19 protein-coding genes and 3 pseudogenes are annotated in these 20,936 nt (G+C 32.9%); 16 read left to right on the top strand and 6 right to left on the bottom strand.

Annotated features, from left to right (window positions below; genetic code table 11):
- Positions 1–115 precede the first annotated feature (115 nt).
- The 6 genes and pseudogenes from G7051_RS00350 to G7051_RS18375 all read left to right on the top strand — a co-directional run.
- A pseudogene (locus tag G7051_RS00350) lies at positions 116–419 on the top strand (hypothetical protein).
- A gap of 182 nt (positions 420–601) precedes the next feature.
- Positions 602–1,657, top strand: a complete 1,056-nt coding sequence (locus G7051_RS00345) for a ComEC/Rec2 family competence protein (RefSeq protein WP_166197619.1) — start codon at positions 602–604, stop codon at positions 1,655–1,657.
- Positions 1,658–1,666: 9 nt separating this feature from the next.
- A complete protein-coding gene (locus G7051_RS00340; RefSeq protein WP_166197617.1) occupies positions 1,667–2,941 on the top strand; it encodes an ABC-three component system protein in 1,275 nt (424 codons plus the stop codon).
- The gene (locus G7051_RS00335) at positions 2,928–3,488 is read left to right on the top strand and encodes an ABC-three component system middle component 1 (protein ID WP_166197615.1); all 561 of its coding nucleotides are present in this window, start codon (positions 2,928–2,930) and stop codon (positions 3,486–3,488) included. The genes G7051_RS00340 and G7051_RS00335 overlap by 14 nt, the downstream gene beginning before the upstream one ends.
- Entirely contained in the window at positions 3,478–6,609 is a 3,132-nt protein-coding gene (locus G7051_RS00330; RefSeq protein ID WP_166197613.1) for an AAA family ATPase, read from the top strand. The genes G7051_RS00335 and G7051_RS00330 overlap by 11 nt, the downstream gene beginning before the upstream one ends.
- Positions 6,610–6,840: 231 nt before the next feature.
- Positions 6,841–6,927 (top strand): annotated as a pseudogene (locus G7051_RS18375) (hypothetical protein); the annotation flags it as partial.
- A gap of 168 nt (positions 6,928–7,095) precedes the next feature.
- Here the strand turns inward: G7051_RS18375 and G7051_RS00320 are convergent.
- The 6 genes from G7051_RS00320 to G7051_RS00300 form a co-directional block, all read right to left on the bottom strand.
- Complete coding sequence (locus G7051_RS00320) at positions 7,096–7,263, bottom strand: Fic family protein (protein ID WP_166197611.1); 168 nt, start codon at positions 7,261–7,263, stop codon at positions 7,096–7,098.
- Between the two features lie 83 nt (positions 7,264–7,346).
- Entirely contained in the window at positions 7,347–7,472 is a 126-nt protein-coding gene (locus tag G7051_RS18195) for a hypothetical protein (RefSeq protein ID WP_255493286.1), read from the bottom strand.
- Complete coding sequence (locus G7051_RS00315; RefSeq protein ID WP_166197609.1) at positions 7,466–7,699, bottom strand: hypothetical protein; 234 nt, start codon at positions 7,697–7,699, stop codon at positions 7,466–7,468. Before G7051_RS00315 ends, G7051_RS18195 begins: the two co-directional genes overlap by 7 nt.
- A gap of 118 nt (positions 7,700–7,817) precedes the next feature.
- Positions 7,818–8,153, bottom strand: a complete 336-nt coding sequence (locus G7051_RS00310; protein ID WP_255493285.1) for a hypothetical protein — start codon at positions 8,151–8,153, stop codon at positions 7,818–7,820.
- Positions 8,154–8,156: 3 nt separating this feature from the next.
- On the bottom strand, positions 8,157–9,380 hold the full coding sequence (locus tag G7051_RS00305; protein WP_166197607.1) for a site-specific integrase: 1,224 nt from the start codon (positions 9,378–9,380) through the stop codon (positions 8,157–8,159).
- A 126-nt stretch (positions 9,381–9,506) separates the two neighbouring features.
- Positions 9,507–10,736, bottom strand: a complete 1,230-nt coding sequence (locus G7051_RS00300) for a site-specific integrase (protein WP_166197605.1) — start codon at positions 10,734–10,736, stop codon at positions 9,507–9,509.
- 289 nt (positions 10,737–11,025) lie between these two features.
- Here G7051_RS00300 and G7051_RS00295 point away from each other — a divergent pair, with 289 nt between their 5' ends.
- The 10 genes and pseudogenes from G7051_RS00295 to G7051_RS00250 all read left to right on the top strand — a co-directional run bounded on the left by G7051_RS00295 (position 11,026) and on the right by G7051_RS00250 (position 20,935).
- A complete protein-coding gene (locus G7051_RS00295) occupies positions 11,026–11,211 on the top strand; it encodes a tyrosine-type recombinase/integrase (RefSeq protein ID WP_166197603.1) in 186 nt (61 codons plus the stop codon).
- A gap of 217 nt (positions 11,212–11,428) precedes the next feature.
- The gene (locus G7051_RS00290; protein WP_166197601.1) at positions 11,429–12,742 is read left to right on the top strand and encodes an ATP-binding protein; all 1,314 of its coding nucleotides are present in this window, start codon (positions 11,429–11,431) and stop codon (positions 12,740–12,742) included.
- A gap of 15 nt (positions 12,743–12,757) precedes the next feature.
- Positions 12,758–13,276 (top strand): hypothetical protein, encoded by a 519-nt coding sequence (locus G7051_RS00285; protein ID WP_255493284.1) that lies wholly within the window; start codon positions 12,758–12,760, stop codon positions 13,274–13,276.
- Positions 13,277–14,304: 1,028 nt separating this feature from the next.
- Entirely contained in the window at positions 14,305–15,129 is an 825-nt protein-coding gene (locus G7051_RS00280; RefSeq protein WP_166197599.1) for a polysaccharide biosynthesis/export family protein, read from the top strand.
- Positions 15,130–15,136: 7 nt separating this feature from the next.
- Positions 15,137–17,452 carry a tyrosine-protein kinase family protein gene (locus G7051_RS00275; RefSeq protein ID WP_166197597.1) on the top strand — a complete coding sequence of 772 codons (2,316 nt, stop codon included), beginning with the start codon at positions 15,137–15,139 and terminating at the stop codon, positions 17,450–17,452.
- A pseudogene (locus tag G7051_RS00270) lies at positions 17,421–17,624 on the top strand (NAD-dependent epimerase/dehydratase family protein); the annotation flags it as partial. The gene G7051_RS00275 and the pseudogene G7051_RS00270, both read left to right, overlap by 32 nt.
- A 191-nt stretch (positions 17,625–17,815) precedes the next feature.
- Positions 17,816–18,064, top strand: coding sequence for a UDP binding domain-containing protein (locus G7051_RS00265; RefSeq protein ID WP_255493283.1), 249 nt, complete (start codon positions 17,816–17,818; stop codon positions 18,062–18,064).
- A 67-nt stretch (positions 18,065–18,131) separates the two neighbouring features.
- The gene (locus tag G7051_RS00260) at positions 18,132–19,391 is read left to right on the top strand and encodes an oligosaccharide flippase family protein (protein WP_166197594.1); all 1,260 of its coding nucleotides are present in this window, start codon (positions 18,132–18,134) and stop codon (positions 19,389–19,391) included.
- Entirely contained in the window at positions 19,379–19,855 is a 477-nt protein-coding gene (locus G7051_RS00255) for a serine O-acetyltransferase (RefSeq protein WP_166197592.1), read from the top strand. Before G7051_RS00260 ends, G7051_RS00255 begins: the two co-directional genes overlap by 13 nt.
- A complete protein-coding gene (locus tag G7051_RS00250) occupies positions 19,856–20,935 on the top strand; it encodes a glycosyltransferase (protein WP_166197590.1) in 1,080 nt (359 codons plus the stop codon).
- Position 20,936: the final 1 nt, after the last annotated feature.

Below are 20,936 nucleotides of genomic sequence, written 5' to 3'. Positions count from 1 at the left end.
TTAATTCAGTTTAATCATAAGTAGAAGTAGTATGACAAAAGCAATTAACTCTTTATAATAGGAGCCATTCGGATATAAATACTTATTTTTGTTTTAATAAATAATAAAATGCGGTATGTGGTCTGACTGGAAAGAACAAATCAAACATGAGCCAAAGGTTAGGCACAGTTTATTGTGGGAATATGACCTTGGCAGCTTTGACTGGCAATATATGCGTGCCCTGGTTCGAACGTGTTATAGAAAGGGGATGGGACGAAGATTATTATGCCCTGTTCGCCCTTTACGGGGGCATGGGTGGGGGCAGACAGATTATACGGGATGAAGTATTAATCCTTTCCGATAAAGATATTGCTTTTGTTTGTACTGCTTTTAATTTAAAGAAGGAGGAACTCAAATGTTACATACGCAAACTATTGTAAAATACGAGTTGAAAAATATAAAACATCCAATTATACGGGAAGATTAAATAGAAATCAAGGCATTTTATGTTCTTGTGGAAATTAGAATATTATCTTTCTGAAAATATAAAAGAAATGATTCAAAGAGGTTCTTTTATTTAATAATCTTCAATAACAAACTTTAATAAGTAATTAAATTTGGAATGAAAGTTAAAATTTTGCAAGCATTTAATGGGGACTGTATATGGATTTCATTTCTAAACAATGGAAAGCCTAAAAATATTTTAATTGATGGAGGGGCATCAACGACCTATTCCTATAAAGATAAGAAAGATGGGAAAATAAAAGCTGGTGATTTAAAGACCTTAATAGGGTTCCTGAAATCCCAAAATGAAAAATTAGACTTAGTTATCCTTACTCATATAGATGATGATCATATTGATGGATTCTTAAAATGGTTTAGTAAAGATGAAAAAGCTATTCAGAATATAAAGGAAATATGGTTTAATTCTGGAAGAACAATAAAAAAGTATTTAAAGGATACAACATCTAAAATTGAGTCTCTGAAATTCAAAGAAAAAACAACTTTGACAAGTGTAACGCAAGGGGTTGATTTTGAAAATTATATTTGTGAGAAAAACATTTGGGATGAAAAAGTAATAAAACAAGGAGATATAATCAATTGGAATGGGGTTTCTTTTCAAATATTGTCTCCTAGCAAAGAAAAGTTGGAGAAGTTATTAAAAGAATGGGAAAAGAAGGCACCAAAATCTTTAATAGATACTTCCAGAAAAAACGATTGTGGAAAAACGTTAAAAAATATTATTGAAGAAGATATTTTTGAAGAAGATAAAGATGCTTATAACGGAAGTTCTATTGCTTTCATTTTGAAAAATGATGGCAAAAATTACTTGTTTCTAGGAGATTCACATCCTTCTGAAATAGTAACAGCGTTAAAAAATCTAGGTTACAATAAGTGTAATAAGCTTAAGGTAGAACTATTCAAAATATCTCATCACGCTAGTCGAAAGAACACCTCCACTGAATTGTTGAATTTAATAGAGACGGGTAACTATGTCGTTAGTACAAATGGTGATTTACATAACCATCCGGACAAGGCTACTATTGCTCGCATTGTTACAAGTAATCCAAATGCAAAAATATATTTCAATTATCCAAAGTTAATTTCTAAACTGATTTTAGAGGAAGATCGGGCAGACTATCCAGATATTGATTTTCTGGGAACTGATTCATTATAAAATATAATTATGAGAGACGATTTACAATTTTTTACAGTAAAAGTAGCTGGAGGAAGTGGTTGTTTATTTCAACCTTTAAATAGTTGCTACAGCTACGTTTTGACAGCTAAACATGTTATTGAAGGTGTTGAAAATCTAGAAATAATTAGACAATATATTGAGAAGGATGGAACAAAAATGGATGAACAGGTTGAGATACTAGAAGCTCCATATTTACATACCAGTCTGGATAAGGATGCAGCAATAATTAAAGTGAAAAAGATAGATGGTATAGAGTCTCTGTTAAGATCGGACTTAAGTTCAATAGAAAAAGAAAACTGGTATTTGTGTGGACATCCGGATTCAAGGGTAAATAATGGTTTCTCATATAGAAAGAATAAGCTCAAAATAGAAAATCCTGTAGAACTATTATATATTGAGGGCGAAATTGAAAGAAATGTAAACCATTCTGAAATTGTTGGGCAATCAGGAGGGGGGATAATCAAATGCGAAAGTTCTTGTTTCCTGTTGGCAGGTATACAGAAAAAAAAGGCTGTTGAAGATGAGGAAGAAACTCTTTCAAGAATCCATTTTGCTCCTTTATCATTTTTTGATGAAATAATTCAGGAGAACGAAGCAAATCTCTCTCCGTTATTTCCTCCCTACATCGGTACTTTTAGCATTTTATTACAAGAGGTTTTTCCTTTTCCTAATCTACTCGTAAAGCAAGAACTGGTTAGAGATACTTTAGTCGCTATTTCCGAAAGTATCTGTGGTGGTACTAATCCAGATAAAATTATTAAAGAGTATGGACAAAATTTTTTAGTAAATGGAACTCCCACTCACATTATTTATCACAAATCTTTATGGAAATCTTTGCTTGAATTTTTTACCATAATCAAACTTTACGAAGAAACAGTTGATCTTAATGATTTCGAAAGTATTCATAAGAAAAGGAAAATTTTAATAGTTGATACAGATAAATGGACCAAAAAATTAGAAGAAATTTATAAGTCTGATTTGTCCGAAATAGAAAAAGGAGGAAGTATAGTTATTTGTGCCACAAATGAATCAGAACCAAGTAAAACTGAAATTTTAGCACAAGAACTTGTCATTCTTGATATCTCTACACCTTTAGATAAAATGAACATTAGTAATACTGTAGAAGATCCTTTTAATGACCTAAAACTGGTTAATATTTTTAAATTTCAGCACCATATTATTAACAATACACTTCAGTTGGCAAATATGAATGGTGTAAACTCAAAAACTAAAATTAAAGAATTAACAGATGGAATTATTTAAAGACATAGACAATAAAGAGGAAATCTATAATAAAATCAAAGAATCCTTTAATGTTAAAAATGTTAGTATTGGAAATTTGATATTTGGAGATAATGTCCCTATTGTTTTCATCCAGTTTAATGACTTAAATGATTTAGAAAAATATTGGAAAGAATTTAACAGTTTTATAACCGCTGAATATTTGATAAAGCTAAAAAATGATTTTTCTAAATGGAATTCTTATGTTTTCTACATCACTGAAAGCACGGTAGAAAAGCCCTTAAAATACGAGATCGAAAACAATAAATTCAGTACTCGAAAGATTGTAATAGAATCTATAAAACATGCTATTGATAACAATATGATAAAGAATATATTATCTGAGCATATAATTAATGACAATATAAAGTTTGGAGTTGAAAACCAAAACATTGAATCTTTTTCAAAAAATGAGATTATTGATAAGGCTATTAAAACAACCTCCTTTAATAAATCAAATTTAATTAAGGAAGAAAATCTATTGGAAGTCTTGAATCACCTTGAAAAAACACTCAGCAATGAAAATTAAGAAAGTAGAAATTCAAGCTTTTAGAGCATACGATAGAGTTGAAAATGGAACATTTGACTTCAAACTTGGTGAAGAAGAATATGCAGATTTTATTTCTTTATACGCCCCGAATGGATTTGGTAAGACTTCCTTCTATGATGCCATAGAATATAGTTATACAAACAATATTGATAGGCTTTTAAAAAATAAGAATAACAAGGATATAGCAAAGTCAGAAAAAAACATTAGCAATAATGAGAAACAGTATATTTTAAGAAATAGGTATTCTAATCCTGAATTGGATAGCTTCGTAAAACTACATACTAATAAAGCAGATATAGTAAGAAATATTTCTAATCCTAGGAAAGGGACTTCTGATTTTAAATTTGATGAAAAAGAAACTGAGAACAAGTATTTCAGAGAAGTTATTTTATCTCAGGATTGGATAAGTGGATTTCTGAAAGAGGACAAACCAGAAGATCGATATAAAACATTTATTGAATATTTCGGTGACAAGGAGCTTGATAAGTATTATAATACGCTTACGGCACTCCTTTCTCAAAATGAGAAAGAGATAAAAAAGTTGAATGATCAACTTAAAGGAATTCAGTTAGAACTCAAATTTGATGGGGATAAGGATATTCTTTCTAAAGTTAATGAAAAAATTGAGCTCCTAAATAAAAAGATAAAGTTGTTCAATAGGATAGATTCTCAGACATCTGAAACTGATATATTTGATCTTACTAATTCCATAACTGAACGATTAAGTGATATTGACTTTGAAGTTGCAAGACATCAAGATCTTATTTTAGATTTAGACGGACTAATCATTGGAAACGAAGCATTGATTGGTTTTAAGCAATTTAAAGAGAATTCTGATAATCTAAAAAAGCTAACAGAAAAACAAAAGGAATTGAATCTGATTTTAGCTGGATTTGAGGATTTAAAAAAGAAAAAAAACGAGTTGGCTTCAACTCAGAACCATCATTTAAAGCTGACAAAGGAGAAAGAACAAAAGGAAAAGATATTAGGTCTATTTAGTAAGTATAATGATACCATTAAACGTATAAAAGACAAAGATGAAGAAATTAAGATATTACAATTATCCCAAGACGCTTTAAATAAAGAAATATCGGATCAGAGAATACAAATTTCAAAACTTGAAATCCAGATTTCAACGAATCAAAATGAAATTAAGCACATTAATCAAACTGTAGGAAAATTACCTGAAATAGAACAAAACATCCTCAATTCTGAAAATCAAATTAAGCAATTAAATAAGGAGGCTAGCTTAAAAAAAGACGAATTAGAGAAAAAGTCTAAAGACATAGACTTATTAGAGTTTTTTATCAATGATTTGAGTAATTCTTTATTGAATATTGAAAATGGTATTTTCCCTTCAGAATTTGATAAAAACTTTTTAAAATATTCAGAACAATTAAGAAGAAGCGATGAGTTAAAGAAGAAAATCGAAGAAGAAAACAAAAAACTAACATCTATTAAAAAAGAAATTACTGAACACGATAATTTTCAAGCAGAATTAGATAGATTTATTTCAAAAGGTTTATCTATCATTAATGATAAAAAAACGGACACATGTCCTCTATGCAATCAGGAATACAAATCTTATACGGATTTAGCTGACAAAGTAGCAAATAACAAATTACTATCTAAAACATCGAATGCATTATTAAGCAGAAAAAATGAGATAGAAAAGAATGTTAGTAGTATATCTGAAGATATACATGAAACCACTATACTACTCGTAAACTCAATTAAAAAAACGATCTCTGAAAATGAATTAAAAATTCAGGAATTAAAGATTCAAATACTCAATATCAAACAATCTATAACTGACTTTGAAACTAAAGTAGAAAATGAATCAAAAAGGTTAGCAGATTTTAGAAGTTCAATTCTAAATAAGCCAATTGAAGAATATGGTGAATGGGTTAAAGAGCACTTGAAGAAATTGAGTGAAGAAATAAAGAAATACCAATCGGATTTAACTTCACTAAAAGACAAAATAAAAAATAACGAGGAACAATCTCAAATTTCGATTAAAAAGACAGACTTGTCGAATAAAGACAGAGAGTCTCTTAAAAATAATAATATTGTTAATGAGGTCAGAACTTTCTTTTTGGAAAATTACCCCACTCACAATGTAGATTCTAAGTATATTACTGATGATTTATTAAACTTAACCAAAACTCAAAAAGAATATCAAACCAATTTTGAAATTTTAAAGACCGATATTGAAAAAAAAGAAAAGAATTTGGTTAGTGCCAATGAAGACTCTATAAAACAGGAACTAGAAGTACTAAATAGCAACATTAGTTCACTATTTCGAGTAATTGAAACATATAAAATAGAAGTAAAAAAATATATTGATTTAGATATTCATATAATTGAAGAGGATACTTTTAATGAAATCATTAACGATATAAAAGAATCAAATAAGACTAAAATTTCAGATTATCGAACTGAAGTAAAAGAATTAAACCTACTATCTCAATTAAAGGAAAACGTGTTGCCTTACTTAAAATTTGAAGAGAATAAAAAAACACACGGTGATATAAAAGCGAGTAAATCACTAAAAGACAAAATCAACAAAAAACTAAAAGAAGAGATTGCAAATGTTTCTGAACATATAGAGAAACAAATAAAATCATTTTTTTATGAAGATTTAATAAATGATTTGTATAAGCGGATAGATCCTCACCCAGATTATAAAAAAGTAAAGTTTATTCCTGATTTTAAAGACAATAAACCAAAACTTAATGTATGTGTGTATAAAGACAATGATGACAAAAATTTTATTATACCTAATTTATACTTTAGTCAGGCTCAGTTGAATATTTTAAGTTTATGTATTTTCTTAGCAAAAGCTCTTAACGCTAAAGATAATAAAGGGAATTCTATCGACTGTATTTTTGTTGATGACCCTATTCAGTCAATGGATAGTATAAACATCCTATCTACTATTGACTTATTAAGAAGTATTGTAGTGAATCAACAAAAACAAATAATATTATCAACTCACGATGAAAACTTTCATAATCTTTTAAAGAAAAAGATTCCTTCAAACCTATTCAAATCTAAATTTATGGAATTAGAAACATTTGGAAAGGTCAAACAGAATTAGTTAATTCCTATATGTGATAATATACATTACCTAAGATAGGTAACAGACTAAATTATCACGTATATCGGTTTGAGCTCAACTATTATCGTGATAATTTCACCAATTATCCGACAATAGTTTGATGTTTATAAGTCATTATTAATCAATGTTTACGGTAAATTTACTATTTCAACTAAGCATTGTATTTATAAGCAACTGATATACAATTGTAATACAGCATAAAAGAATTTTCTGTATCTCACCTACTTATTAACTACCACGCGGTTAAAGTATTCAACAGAAAAGATAAGCCGAAATTATGCTGCCGGATACTTTTCTATATTTCGGGCTATGCTCAAGGTTATATATAAAAAGAAAATGATTCGCAAGAATATAAACGACTATCTGGATAAGATTGAATACGAAGATGTAAGAAAAGAATACCTAAGTCTTATAGAAGTGTATAAGCCCCTTACGGTAATTAAGTAAATCCTAGTCTTTTGCAGACTAGACCGGTATGATATCATTGTTCATCAGCACAATGCTTTCCCAAAAGGGGGAGGTGCGTTTATTTCCGTCTATAAAAGGTTGCAAGCGTACTGTATTGCAATGTAGGTAAACAGCACGTTCCATAGAGTTGTGATAATAGGTATTGCCCGGATAGAATATTTTCAAAATATTCCTTTATTTCGGCGGCTTCCTTGGGCGGAGGATATGTTGTCTCGGTAATGCCTACAGCCTTTGATCTTAGAATCTCTTTATCGGCTGCCTGTACCGAGTTCTTCGGCCAGCATGGAATGGATATTAAGAACTATACGCTGATCAATATCGATGGCTCCGTCTTTGAGTACTGTAACAAAACCATTATACAGGTTTTTCAGCATCTTGGTATTTTCTTAACACTTAGGAGAAGTACATCGTCTTTTAACAATGCTTCGGTTTCGACATAGGTGTAGGTGTTTCTTTCTATCTTTCCCCAATAATAGCACCAGACTACCGCCAGGTTTCTTATCTTTGAGGAGGTAAGCCCTGATAATTTTGTATGCTTATTCTTCAAGATAAATGTTGCTTTCTGTAATTGTATATCGTCGAAAATACGTTTTGTTTCCATCCGTCATTTTTTTATTGTAACAAAGAGAATGATGTATTTACTCTACAGAAATGTTTATTCCTGCAGGAGATTTTAGGAGCAGGGAGAATTTAATTCAACATATAATTTTGAATCGGCATTACGGTATTTCAGGAATCTCTTTTCTTGCAGCCTTTTTGCACAGCCATTCTCGAAACACCTCTGCATTTTTTGATTGAATACGAAAAGCAAGAGCCATAATCATCTCCAAGCCGTAATACTCCGAATAAATATTTCTTCCTTCAACGATGCAACCCATTGAATCATCGCCCCAGACAATACCTGATTTTTCAATAGCACGGATATGTCGTTTTGCTTCTCTGTAATAAATCCCAAACAGATCAGCAATCTCCCCGATACTCATTCTTACCTTGTTTGGAATAGTTACTATTCCGTTATCAGTCATCGTAATTACTTGTCTTCTTTCTTTTTTCATGGTCTATATAGTTATTGCGGTTTGAATTGCTGTGTTTTGCCTTGTTTTTCTTCGTTCGATTAGTTTGTCCATATCCTCCGATATTTTCTGCTCTGTGATCTGTGCATACACCTGTGTCGTATTGATATTGGCGTGTCCCATCATTTTGGCGACACTCTCTATCGAAACATCCGCCGAAAGCAACAATGTCCCAAAACTGTGCCTGCTTTGGTGATAGGAGAGATTCTCTTTCAAGCCGATCAACGTTCCTATCTGATTGATCTCGTACCAGATCTTATCACGAATGGGCAAAGGAAATACAGGCCTACTGTCATCTTTAGTATTGTATAACAGAAGAATTTGCTCTGCTATCGGATGCAGGGGAATAAATGCCTCTACATGGGTCTTTACCCTGCATTTACGGATATAGAGCCTGCCTTCTGCCGTTTTTCCTATATGGTGCGGATGCAATCCGTATATATCCACATAGGCAAGTCCTGTCAATGTCGAAAAGATAAAAGCCCTGCGTACCAGTTCCAATCGGGCTTCCGGCATCGGGGTTTCCAGCAGCCGTTTCAAATCATCTTTACCTATATGTTTATGCTTGGGAGGCTCTTTCTTTTCGTATCTCACCTCTTCCAAAGGATTACATCTCAATACTTCCTGATCAATAGCAATGTATATAAGCCTGTTGAGCCAGGTAATACATTTATTGATATAACCTGATTTACGTTCTCCTGCGGTTTTCAAGAAGAGTTTGAACGATTCTGCGAATTCTTCGGTAATATCCGTAAAGGCAATATCATCCATACTTCTAGAACGAAGAAACTCCTGCAAATTCCGTTGCGATATTCCCGATTGCCTGTAGCTGGTTGTAGAGTTTATCTCTATGGAGCGAATCCGCAGCCGTTCACGCTCCACTTCTCCGGCTTGTAGTAATGTGGTCGGGATGGAATTAACTCCAATGAGGGTATTCTTTAGTAATTCCGCACTGATAACTCCCTGCTCTTTCAAAATATGATTGTAGGTGTTCTCTATACGGTTATGATACGTTATAAGCTTATTATTCTCTCTTTCTGTTTTAATGGTTCCTTTCCTGGCATTCCAGTCTTCAGGGCTGCAATAGATACCTGTTGTGATAACACTTTGTTTTCCGTCTATACTGATCCGGCACAGAATAGCTGTCGTACCGTCTGCCTTTACTTTGTTTTTATTGATATAGAATAATATTTTGAATGTTGATCGCATAATTATATATTTTTGAATGGTTTTGTTTTGATAAGTAAAGAAAAAGCATTTAATAATCGATTTTCAAGCATAATTATCAATGAATATTATGTTTAGCCGATAATATAAAGCTCTATGATCTTAACCTTACAGGACTAATTTCAAATACTGCGTGGCTTCGATGAATTTATCCATATCTTCGAAAAGCTTTTTGGGAGTAACACGGGCATAGACCTGAGTCGTTTTGATATTGCTGTGCCCGAGCATCCTACTGATCGTTTCTATCGGAACTCCCTCTTCGAGCGTAATCAGACAGGCAAAGCTATGTCTTCCTGAATGATAGGAGATTGGCTGTTTGATATCCGCCATAACACGCAATCCCCGCATATTTAATTGTACCACTTCTGCTGATTGTATGGGGAATAATGTTTCTCTGTCCTCGTCTTTATATTTTTCAAGCAGAGTGATGGCTTCGGGTAATAATTTGACACGGGCTTGGAAATCGGTTTTCTTCCTGCGGTATTTAAGCCAAAGATTATCTTCTTCATCAGTAAACAGATTCTCTTCTGTTATGCGGACTATATCCGCATAAGAAGTACCTGTATAGCAAGCGAAGAGAAACAAGTCACGGGTAAGCAGATGGGAATGACGGTTGGGAGCAATCTCCAAATCTCGGATTTTTTCAAAACTTTCCCTGCTTAATGCTTTGGGAGTGGCTTCTTTTTGTTTGGGTAGTTTGTAATGGGCAAAATGCAGTTTCTCGGAAATACCTTCTTTGAAAGCAATCTTACAGATCTTTTTTAGGATGGCCAGATAATGACGAACCGTATCCATTGAGTAGCCTAATTCACACAAGACAAAATCTTGATACTCTCGAATAAACTGTTCATTCAGTTGTCCGAAAGCGATGTCTTTGGTCTTGAACTTCTTTTTGATGAACTTACCTAACGAACGGTGGGTATAGACGTAACCGCTTAACGTAGTCGGGGCGACATCTATTCCCATGCGGGCACGCAGTTCTTCCATATGCCTGTCAAGGAGTGCAAGCAGGGTTATTTGTGCTCCCATGCTTCCCTGATACAGATTCTTGACGGCTTGCGCATCAAAAGGCTTCCTGCGGGCAACGAGACTATCGAATGAAGAATGAATAGCTAGCAGGAGTTTTTCGATCTTTTGATTAACCTCAACGGCTTCACGGCTCTTGCCGTCCAATCTGCTCTCCCGGGGATTCCATAGAGAGGGAGTACAGGATAATTTCAGACTGAACTGAGCCATGGATCGCCCGTAAGTTATTCGTCCCATGATGGGAGCTTTACCCGATTTATCCAAACTGCTTTTTTTAAGGTAAAGCAACACCCTTAATTTTTCTTGTTTCATACACTTATAGTTTTGTGGGCTTTGCCAAATGGCAAAGTTACCGGTTATATAAGTGCTCTTTATTATGCAAAACACTGTGAATCAATACAAACAACCCCGAACTACACTTCTCCGATCTGCAACAAGTTACCTATTTAGATTTGGTAACTATTATGGTAACGGATTGGTAACTCAAATACTGCTATATTCTACAATATCTTGCTTTTTAGCAAAACTGCGAATCATAGTAATTTAGTTCATTTCAAATGAGTTACGTTTTATTCGCTGCGTTTCGCTGGTTATCGTTTTAATGATTATTATTCACGTAGCGAGACACTCGTTTGCGACCCTAATGCTCAGCTATGGCATGTCCATCGAATCAGTGAGTAAAATGCTAGGACATAATCAGATTAGAACAACACAGATATATGCTAAAGTCACCGAAGAAAAGATAGCAAAAGAAATGGTTGCTTTCAAAAATAGAAACAAAAAATGATAATGTACAGTAATTCAAATAGATCCTAGTATCTGATTTATGTAAAAGCAATTGTCAAGTAATCCTTGACAATTGCTTTTACACCTATAAAGGAAAGAGATATTTATCTTAAAATATAAAAAGTGTACTATTTTACATAAAGTCATAGGGTAAAAATGTATCTTTACACGTAAAGTCATAAGGTATTTATGTAAATAGCAAAAAAACAACTAAATATATGAGAAGAACAGCATTAAGTTTCTTACAAAAATGGAAACAAAAAAATACACGAAAACCTCTTATTATCAGAGGAGCTCGCCAAGTAGGTAAAACTTGGTTGATGAAAGAATTTGCCAAAACCGAATACGAGAACTTCGCCTATATAAACTTTGAAGACAATCAACAGCTAAAAACACTGTTCTTAAATGATTTCGATATACCTCGTATTCTATTAGCTATTCAGATCGCAACAGGAATAAAACCAGAGCCAAATAAAACGCTGATCATATTTGATGAAATTCAGGAAGCAGAGAGAGCTTTAACATCATTGAAATATTTTCGGGAAAATGCTCCCGAATACCATATTGTAGCAGCAGGCTCTTTACTGGGAATCGCATTACATGAGAATACATCTTTTCCTGTGGGCAAAGTTGAGTTCCTCGATTTATACCCTCTTAGCTTCACTGAGTTTTTAGAAGCATTGGGAGAAAACGATTTGACAGATTTAATTCAGAAGCAGCAATGGGAAATGATAAACACCTTTAAAACAAAGTACATAGAACTGTTAAAGCAATATTACTATGTTGGAGGTATGCCCGAAGTTGTTGCAAATTTTGCTTCGAATCAGGATTTTAGCGAAGTACGCCAGATTCAGCAACAAATACTCGATTCATACGAACAGGATTTCTCAAAGCATGCTCCCACAGATGTCGTTCCACGTATCCGTATGGTGTGGAATTCCGTTCCTGCTCAATTATCAAAAGAAAACCGTAAATTCATTTACGGCTTGATAAAACAAGGAGCTAGAGCTAAAGAATTTGAATTAGCCTTATCTTGGCTAATGGATTGCGGTTTAATACATAAGGTTAATAGGATATCCAAGCCTGCCTTACCATTGAAAGCCTATGAAGATATGGGAGCATTTAAACTATATCTGCTTGATATAGGTTTGTTGGGAGCGATGGCAAATCTTGATGTAAAAACCTTACTCGATGGCAATCTTATTTTCACCGAATTCAAAGGAGCTTTGACCGAACAGTATGTTTTACAGCAATTGGTTACAGACAGAGAAATTTCAATTATCTATTGGTCGTCAGATAAATCCGATGGAGAAATAGATTTACTTATACAGTATAAGAACGAACTTGTACCCATAGAAGTAAAAGCTGCCGAAAATTTACAGGCAAAAAGCTTGCGTGCTTTTGTAGAAAAGAATAAACCTAAGATGGCTATAAGAACTTCAATGTCAGATTTCAGAGAAGAAACATGGTTGACAAACTTACCTCTATATGCTATCAATGAATTGACAGGCTATCTCGAATCAAAAAACTAATCAAAAATGAAGCGTATGATAGGCATTCTAATATGGATAGTAATTATCATCGTCAGCGTAATTGCTATAGTATTCATAATAGGTCTGTTTTTACAAAAAGAAAGAGTCGAAACTAGAGGATCCATTTTTGATGCTTCTCCCAAGACTGTATATGATCTGGTAACTAATAATAAGGATTGGTCTTATCGATCCGACCTTAAAGCCTTAAAAATTATAAGTGTAGACGGAGATATTGAAACATGGGATGAAATATCGCAAGACGGTACTATCATCCGATTTGAGACGAGGGATAAAAAGCCATATTCTTTCTATTCATTCGATATGGAAAGTAAGATAATGTCAGGCTATTGGACTGCTGAGTTTAAAGACGTAGAAAATGGAAAGACACTCTTCACTGCAACCGAATATATCAAAATGAAAAATCCAATACTAAGAACCCTCTCCTATATATTTTTCGATATCGGTAAGTTTATGGAAGTATACCAAAGTGACATGGATAAAAAAATAAAAGATCAACATATCCCAATTCAATAGAAGACATATCAACAAGGGAAGCCATTTTGAAACTAAAATACCTGACACCCGACACTTTTAAAATTAAGGGTATAGAATACTATCGGGCAGTAATCGAATATGGTATAACAGATTATGACGATTCTATAAAATGGCAACAAGATCAACCTGAAAATAGAATTATTGATTGGATACCATGATTACAACGATAATTATCGTAAATTAGCTTGTTGCAGCTATTTATTATTAGTCAGTATTAGCATAAGATAGACTATGAAAACAAGTTTCAAATATCAATGGGATAGTTTTTTTGATTGGTTAGGTGTTTTTGATGTGGAAAGGTGGTGGTTTTTTAGGATGTAAACCTGAAAATGTAACAATCAAAATACCTCTTAGAAAACCAAGTGGAAAAGAATTGACCTAACAGCAAAATAGAGAAATTAGTTCTTTCATAGCCAAGGTCGAACATGCTATTGGTAGAATTAAAATATTCTGTATTATCAAAGAAGGTTATCGATGCCATAATTTCGTTATATGACCTTGTTTTTGAAATCTCTTTTGTATACAAAATTATTTATTTTTCTATAACTAAGATTGCATATTTATAGTGTATGCTTTAATGTACAGTAAATCTAGTATTTATGACTCCTTGGATATCTAGATTTATATCTGCTGTTTTTCCTAATAAACCTCTGGTAAAATATTATGCATAAAGTAACCTCTACTATGAAGAAGATGCATTATCCCTGATACTCTAGGAGATAACTAGAACATCTGTTGCAAGCCTTCAAAATCTCTCTCTTTTCACATCCAGGCATAATCGATCCCTCAGTTTAAAAGATGTTGTCCTTCATATGAACTAATCACATAGTATGTATGTTCATATGTTTAAGTATTCAATTTAACAAGTTTATTATTCTTTAATTGACTTTATTCAAAACGTCAGTAAGTGATAGGGTGGTTAAATTATACTATGTATTAGTCTCAAAATCGATAACAGTTTATCTTATATTTTAGTATAATTAGTCAAGCATTTTATTTAGGAAACGATGAAACATTTATCCGGAAATTTTACTTCTTTGCTACTCTTTCTTATTATTGTCTTTAGTTCCTGTAATAGTTATAAACAACTTCCTTATTTGAAGGATGCAGGAGAAATTTCCCCCGAGATACTATCTACCTCTATACACGAAGCCAAGATCATGCCTAATGATATAATCAGTATCACGGTCAACTCTACAGTACCCGGCGCCGCAGTTGATTTTAATTTGCCATTAGTGCCGACCAATCTGAACAGTCCTTTACAAACTACCATCGCTCCGTCAAGTGCCAATTCAGGAGGGTTGCAAAATTATATGGTAAACAAAGACGGAAAAATAGACTTCCCCGTATTAGGAACGCTAAAAGTTGGAGGAATGACAACGAATGAAGTGCAGGACTACTTGGTTTCGCTTATTTATCCCCGCTATATTGTCGAAAAACCAATTGTAAATGTGAGATTCTTAAATTTTGAAGTTTCTGTTCTTGGAGAAGTAAATAAACCTGGAGTATATAATTCACAAAATGGGCAGATAACGATTTTTGATGCCCTTGCTGAAGCCGGAGATATGACTATTTATGGTAAGAGAGATAATGTATTGCTGGTAAGGACACTTGAAAGTGGAGAAACAGCTATGTACAGAATAAATATGCAGGATAAAAATCTATTGAAAAACGAAAATATATTCTATATGCAGCAAAACGATAAACTTTATGTAGAAACAAATAAAGCTAAAGGAAACAATTCGAGCTTTGGTACTATGCAATCAATAGGATTATCTGCCTTGTCTATTATCGTATCCGTTATATCAGTTGTAGCCATCTTAACCCGTTGAAATAGAAATGGAAAAAGGAAACGAAAATCGAAAAAATCTGAATAATACAACATCTGTAGCGGATACTGTATACGATTATTTACGTTATTGGAAATGGTTTATAGTATCTGTTGTAATTTGTTTGGTCATTAGTGCAATGGGGATACTTGTAACTCAAAAAGAATATAAGTCGTCATTGTCGATATTGTTGAATGAAGACAAAGGTTCAGGCAAAAGCAATGCTGCCGCCGAACTGGATTTAAATGCTCTGGGTTTGTTATCAACAACTAATAATCTAGATAATGAAATTGCAATACTGTCTTCTCCCGACTTGATGTATTCAGTTGTAGACACATTGAATTTGCAAGCAGTATACTATATTAATGAAAAATTTAGGAAAATAGAATTATATAAGGAATCTCCATTCTTAGTAAGTTTTGATCCTCAAAAACGGGGTAAGATTGGAAATATTGAGTTTTCTATACAAAAGAATGGTTCTGGATACGAGGTTTATGGGGCATCTGGAAATTATAAAATAAACGAAAATCTACAGGTATTACCTGCTAAAATAAAAGTAGACGATATTGAACTTACTATTCAATTGACAGGTAAAGAGGTTGTTGAAGGAGAGGAGTACCATGTCCTGATAAATGATATAGCATCAACGGTTTCATCTCTTTGTAGTCGACTGACTGTATCACCATTCAGTAAAACATCGTCGGTACTCAATCTTGTATTTTTGGGTAACAGTACTGAAAAAGGCAGTGCCATACTTAGGGAGTTAATAAAGCAGTACAATGAAATGAATGTCAATATTAAAAATGAGATAGCTTATAATACAGCCATTTTTATTAATGACAGACTAAAAGAAATATCAGTAGAATTGGGTAGTGCCGAAGAAAATGTAGTAAACTTTAAACAGGAAAATCAAATTACCGACTTAACTACCGAAGCTCAATTGTTTGTTCAACAGACAGGCGTAAACGATCAAAAGCTGATGGATGCAGAGACTCAGATAAATCTGATTTCTTTAATTGAACGTTTTGTAAATGATCCAAACAATAAACTTGCCGTAATACCTAATATCGGAATATCGGATTTGGGATTGACTCAAATAATCGGAGAGTATAATAATAAGCTACTTAATTCTGAAGTTCAGCTAAAAGGGATGGGACAGGATAACCCCAGCTATATAAGGCTGACTGCCGATATTAATAATATGCATAATAGCATTGTAAATTCATTGAAAAATGTGAGGCAATCTTACAATGTCGCGAAACAGGATATTCTACGACAATCTTCCTCTACAAAATCGAAAGTAACATCTATTCCTCAGCAAGAAAGAGGCTTGATTGAAAAAGTGCGTGAACAGCAGATTAAAGAAAATTTGTTTTTATTCCTTATGCAAAAACGGGAGGAAACAAATCTGTCTATTGCTTCCACACCAAATAAAGCTCGTATTATAGTTTCACCTCAGGAGAATACCCCACCTATAGCTCCCAGAACTCAGATTATTATTTTCACTGCATTTATTTTAGGACTTGTAATTCCAATATTGGTTATTTATATAAGAAGCCTCTTTAAAACGCAGATAAAAAATAGAAGTGAACTTGAAAAATTATCCACTATACCTATTGTCGGGCAGATTGCACGTAATGCGGTTAAAGATCAAATTGTAATACAATCGAACCAGAACTCGGGAATAGCAGAAATGTTTCGCTCTTTAAGAAACAATCTGAACTTTATATTTTATCATAAAGTGAATCAGCTGATTCTAGTTACATCTACTACAACAGGGGAAGGTAAGACATTTATAAGCTTAAACTTATCAATGAGTTTTGCTTTATCGGGTAAGAAAGTACTATTGATCGGAGGGGATATAAGAAATCCCAAACTGCATAGATATTTAAAATTAGATAACAAAAGAGGATTAAGTGATTATTTAGCAGATGAAGACCCTTGGGAGAATTATGTGAGTGATTCGGAGTTACATAAGAATTTGAAAATTATGCAGTCAGGAACAATTCCTCCAAATCCGAATGAATTGCTAATGAATCCACGTCTCAAAGAGCTTCTTTCAGAGGTTAAAAAAGAATATGATTTTATAATAATTGATACTGCTCCAGTAGGTTTGGTATCAGATACATACCTTATCGATGAATACGTAGATGCCACTTTGTATATTGTCCGTGAAGGTATTACACCTAAGACTGCAGTCAATTTTATGAATGCTCAAAAGGAAGAAGGTAAATTAATGAATATGTATTTAGTTTTAAATGATTCACATTTAGACAGTAACTACAAATATGGATATGGAAAAGCTTATGGATATCAAATTAAATAATTCGGCAATATTAGTTACAGGGGGAGCCGGGTTTATAGGTTCTAATCTATGTGAAGAGTTACTAAAACATGATTGTAAAGTAGTTTGCTTAGATAATTTTTCGACCGGTAAAATAGAAAACATACTTCATTTATTTTATAATAAAAACTTCAAGTTAATTGTCGGAGATATACTTCATTCATTGGCAAGTTTTGAGAAAACCGAAAATTTGCTAGGATATCGTCCTTAATATATTATGAAACAAGGTGTCAAAGAAGTAGCGCAATGGTACTAGGAAAATCTGAAATAAGATGTATAAAACAAAAATAGGAATTATAGGTCTTTTTGTTGTTGGGCATAACCTTTGAGGAGAATTGTCGCGATGTGAGAAATACTAGGATAGTAGATGCTATTTGTAAGTTGAAGGAATATGATGCTAATGTTGTGATATATGATCCGTGGGGAAATCCCGGAGAGGTTCATCTCGAGTATGGATTGGATATCGAAACGAAACTACCGATGGTGAAATTCGATGCAGTTGTTCTGGCTGTTGCACATAAGGATTTTGAGGGTTTAGACTTTTCAGCTTCAACCCAAAATAATGGTGTATGCTATAGCTTAAAGAAAAGCTAAAGACCGTATGATATGAAGTGGTTTATGCTATGAAAATAAAGGCATATTTAATGATTAATTTTTGATGATGAGTAAATTAAGAATACCTCAATCTTTTAAGAATAACTATAAGTTTATTGAAAATTTTTCATATCTGTCACTTCTTCAAATTTTCAATTTGTTAGTGCCATTGATTACATATCCCTATTTAATACGGGTTGTAGGGCCCGAAATGTATGGTACAGTTGTATTTGCACAATCCATTATTGGATATTTTTCTCTTGTAATAGAATTTGGATTTAATATTTCCGGAACGAAAAGTATATCAGAGAATGTTCATGATACTCGTAAAATATCAGAAGTCGTGTCGTCAATACTATTGCTAAAACTTATACTCTGGATTATTTGCTTAGGCGTACTTGCACTATGTATGTGGATGCTTCCTGTTATGAGGGAACATAAAATTCTTTATCTATTTGCATTTACGTTTACATTTAATGAGTTTCTATTTCCTCAATTTTTTTTTCAAGGCATCGAAAAATTGAAGTATGTGACCTTCATAAATGTCTTTACCCGTTCTATTTTTCTCGTTTTGGTATTTTTTGTAATTAAAGATCAATCAGATTATTTTAAAATCCCATTACTGAATGGACTGGGAGCTTTCATCGGAGGAATGATTGCTTTATACATAGTTTTTGTAAAAGAGAAAATTCGTTTTGTCTTACCATCCATTCAAATTATGAAGACTTATTTTCTTGAAAGTTTTACCATATTTTCAACAAAACTGTCTTATAACCTGAGAGATAAAACCGTTATAGTCTTAGTCGGAATTCTTTTTACCAAAACCGTAGTTGCATATTACGATTTGGCTATGAAATTGGTTGGGCTTTTCACCTCCTTGTATCAAACTGTACCTGTTGCCGTATTACCAAGATTAATAAAAAATAGGAATCATTCTTTTTCGAAGTTGGTTTTTAGAGCAACTATATTTGTAGGAGTTCTTTATAGTCTTTTGATATTTATTTTCTCGAAACAAATTGTTCTTTTTCTGGGAGGAGAAGAATTGGCTCCCGCAATTCCTTATGTAATATTATTGACAATCTCGGCAACATTTTTTGCAGTAAATACATTGCTCAATTATTACCTGATAATTAATAGTGATAAAAACATTATGCTTAAGACTACTTTCTATAGTTTATTTCTTTTTATTGCTCTATTACCAATCTTATTTCTGAAATGTAACTTATATGTTTTAGTCATTATTTTCATAAGCTCTATCGTGTTCGAAACTTTTTATAAGTTATACATCTTTAATAACAATCAAAGTTTACGCAAATGGATACTATAAAAAGAATTGCCAACATTAAGCTTTGGGAGGGAGCAAAGGTGAAGAATATCTATTTTGCCTTCCAACGATACATTCATATCCCCAAAGAACTTTATTATTCATTCAAATACTATTTGTCATTCAAACCTGTGAGGTCTTGTGATATTACCCGAGGAATGCGGTATCTGGGAAAAAAAAGAACAGTTCTGCCTCATCCCGTTGGAATTGTTATAGGAGAAGGTGTATCTCTTGGTGACGATTGCAGGATATTTCAGAATGTAACAATCGGTGTAAAATCAACTAAGGAGAATATTTATCCAACTATTGGCGATAACGTTATTATTTCCGCGAATGCTGTAATTATCGGAAATATCCATATCGGGAATAATGTCACTATAGGAGCCGGATCAATTGTTTTATCGGATGTTCCAAACAATGCTGTTGTAGCTGGAAATCCTGCAAGAATAATTTCATACAAGAAGTAGATGAAGAAGGATCGAAATATAATATTCATATTGCCAACTTTGGGTTTAGGTGGCATGGAGAGAGTAGTTACAGAACTATCGAATCACTTGGTTCAGGATAATTATATTGTATCGATTGTAACATTGATCAAACATACGATACAGTATGATATTAACCCCAAAGTTGAACTTATAACATCGGATATTGATTATACGGGAACAATTTTCAATAAACTGAAAATTATGTTGAATCTGAGACATAATCTTAAACGACTTAAATCAGAGGAGAATGTATTTCTTTCTTTTGGTGAAAGATTTAACAGCCTTTCCATACTGGCATGCAGAAGCCTTGGTATAAAAGAAATATTTGTATCAGACAGAAACAATCCTTATGCAAACAACGGATATGTGAATGATAAATTAAGAAATGCTCTTTATCCCTTTGCTAAAGGTATTATTGCTCAAACAACTGAGGCACAAAAGCATTTCCATAAATTAAAGTTGAATGAGAATATTTTGGTATTGAATAATCCGATAAAGCAGATTCAATATAAAGGAGATTCTCCTAAATCGCATACTATACTGACTGTAGGCAGACTTGATAAGCTGAAAAATCATGAAGAACTGATTGATATTTTTACGGTCATAAACGATGATACTTGGAATTTAGTAATTGTTGGAGGAGGGGAGTTATATGATCACCTGAAAAGTAAAATTGAGAATAACCCTTTACAGCATAATATATTTTTGGAAGGTCCCAAATCAAATGTAGATGATTATTTAAACGATGCTGAGATTTTTGCATTTACGTCTCTTTCCGAAGGTTTTCCGAATGTCCTGATTGAAGCAATGTCAGTTCCTTTAGCTTGTATTGCCTATGATTGTAAAGTTGGTCCTGCCGATATTATAGACCATAATAGAAATGGAATCCTTATTCCATTGAAAAATCGGGAGCTATTTACTTCCGAATTAAAGCAATTGATGAATGACAAGGAGAGGCGAAACAGATTAAAGAATGAAGCAATTAAGGTACGAGAAAAATACAATATAAATGAGATTTGTCGGCATTTGGTAGATTTCATCAATACTAAAACGATGTAGG

The organism is Dysgonomonas sp. HDW5B, from assembly GCF_011299335.1.
In the GTDB taxonomy this organism is placed as follows: domain Bacteria; phylum Bacteroidota; class Bacteroidia; order Bacteroidales; family Dysgonomonadaceae; genus Dysgonomonas_A.
Note: the sequence above shows the minus strand (reverse complement) of the source record. Positions and strands in the feature narration are given on the sequence as shown.

Coding starts and splice junctions, on each gene's coding strand:
- G7051_RS00345 (WP_166197619.1), top strand. CDS start 602: ATGAAAGTTAAAATTTTGCAAGCATTTAATGGGGACTGTATATGGATT.
- G7051_RS00340 (WP_166197617.1), top strand. CDS start 1,667: ATGAGAGACGATTTACAATTTTTTACAGTAAAAGTAGCTGGAGGAAGT.
- G7051_RS00335 (WP_166197615.1), top strand. CDS start 2,928: ATGGAATTATTTAAAGACATAGACAATAAAGAGGAAATCTATAATAAA.
- G7051_RS00330 (WP_166197613.1), top strand. CDS start 3,478: ATGAAAATTAAGAAAGTAGAAATTCAAGCTTTTAGAGCATACGATAGA.
- G7051_RS18195 (WP_255493286.1), bottom strand. CDS start 7,472: ATGCTGAAAAACCTGTATAATGGTTTTGTTACAGTACTCAAAGACGGA.
- G7051_RS00315 (WP_166197609.1), bottom strand. CDS start 7,699: ATGGAAACAAAACGTATTTTCGACGATATACAATTACAGAAAGCAACA.
- G7051_RS00310 (WP_255493285.1), bottom strand. CDS start 8,153: ATGAAAAAAGAAAGAAGACAAGTAATTACGATGACTGATAACGGAATA.
- G7051_RS00305 (WP_166197607.1), bottom strand. CDS start 9,380: ATGCGATCAACATTCAAAATATTATTCTATATCAATAAAAACAAAGTA.
- G7051_RS00300 (WP_166197605.1), bottom strand. CDS start 10,736: ATGAAACAAGAAAAATTAAGGGTGTTGCTTTACCTTAAAAAAAGCAGT.
- G7051_RS00295 (WP_166197603.1), top strand. CDS start 11,026: ATGATTATTATTCACGTAGCGAGACACTCGTTTGCGACCCTAATGCTC.
- G7051_RS00290 (WP_166197601.1), top strand. CDS start 11,429: ATGAGAAGAACAGCATTAAGTTTCTTACAAAAATGGAAACAAAAAAAT.
- G7051_RS00285 (WP_255493284.1), top strand. CDS start 12,758: ATGATAGGCATTCTAATATGGATAGTAATTATCATCGTCAGCGTAATT.
- G7051_RS00280 (WP_166197599.1), top strand. CDS start 14,305: ATGAAACATTTATCCGGAAATTTTACTTCTTTGCTACTCTTTCTTATT.
- G7051_RS00275 (WP_166197597.1), top strand. CDS start 15,137: ATGGAAAAAGGAAACGAAAATCGAAAAAATCTGAATAATACAACATCT.
- G7051_RS00260 (WP_166197594.1), top strand. CDS start 18,132: ATGAGTAAATTAAGAATACCTCAATCTTTTAAGAATAACTATAAGTTT.
- G7051_RS00255 (WP_166197592.1), top strand. CDS start 19,379: ATGGATACTATAAAAAGAATTGCCAACATTAAGCTTTGGGAGGGAGCA.
- G7051_RS00250 (WP_166197590.1), top strand. CDS start 19,856: ATGAAGAAGGATCGAAATATAATATTCATATTGCCAACTTTGGGTTTA.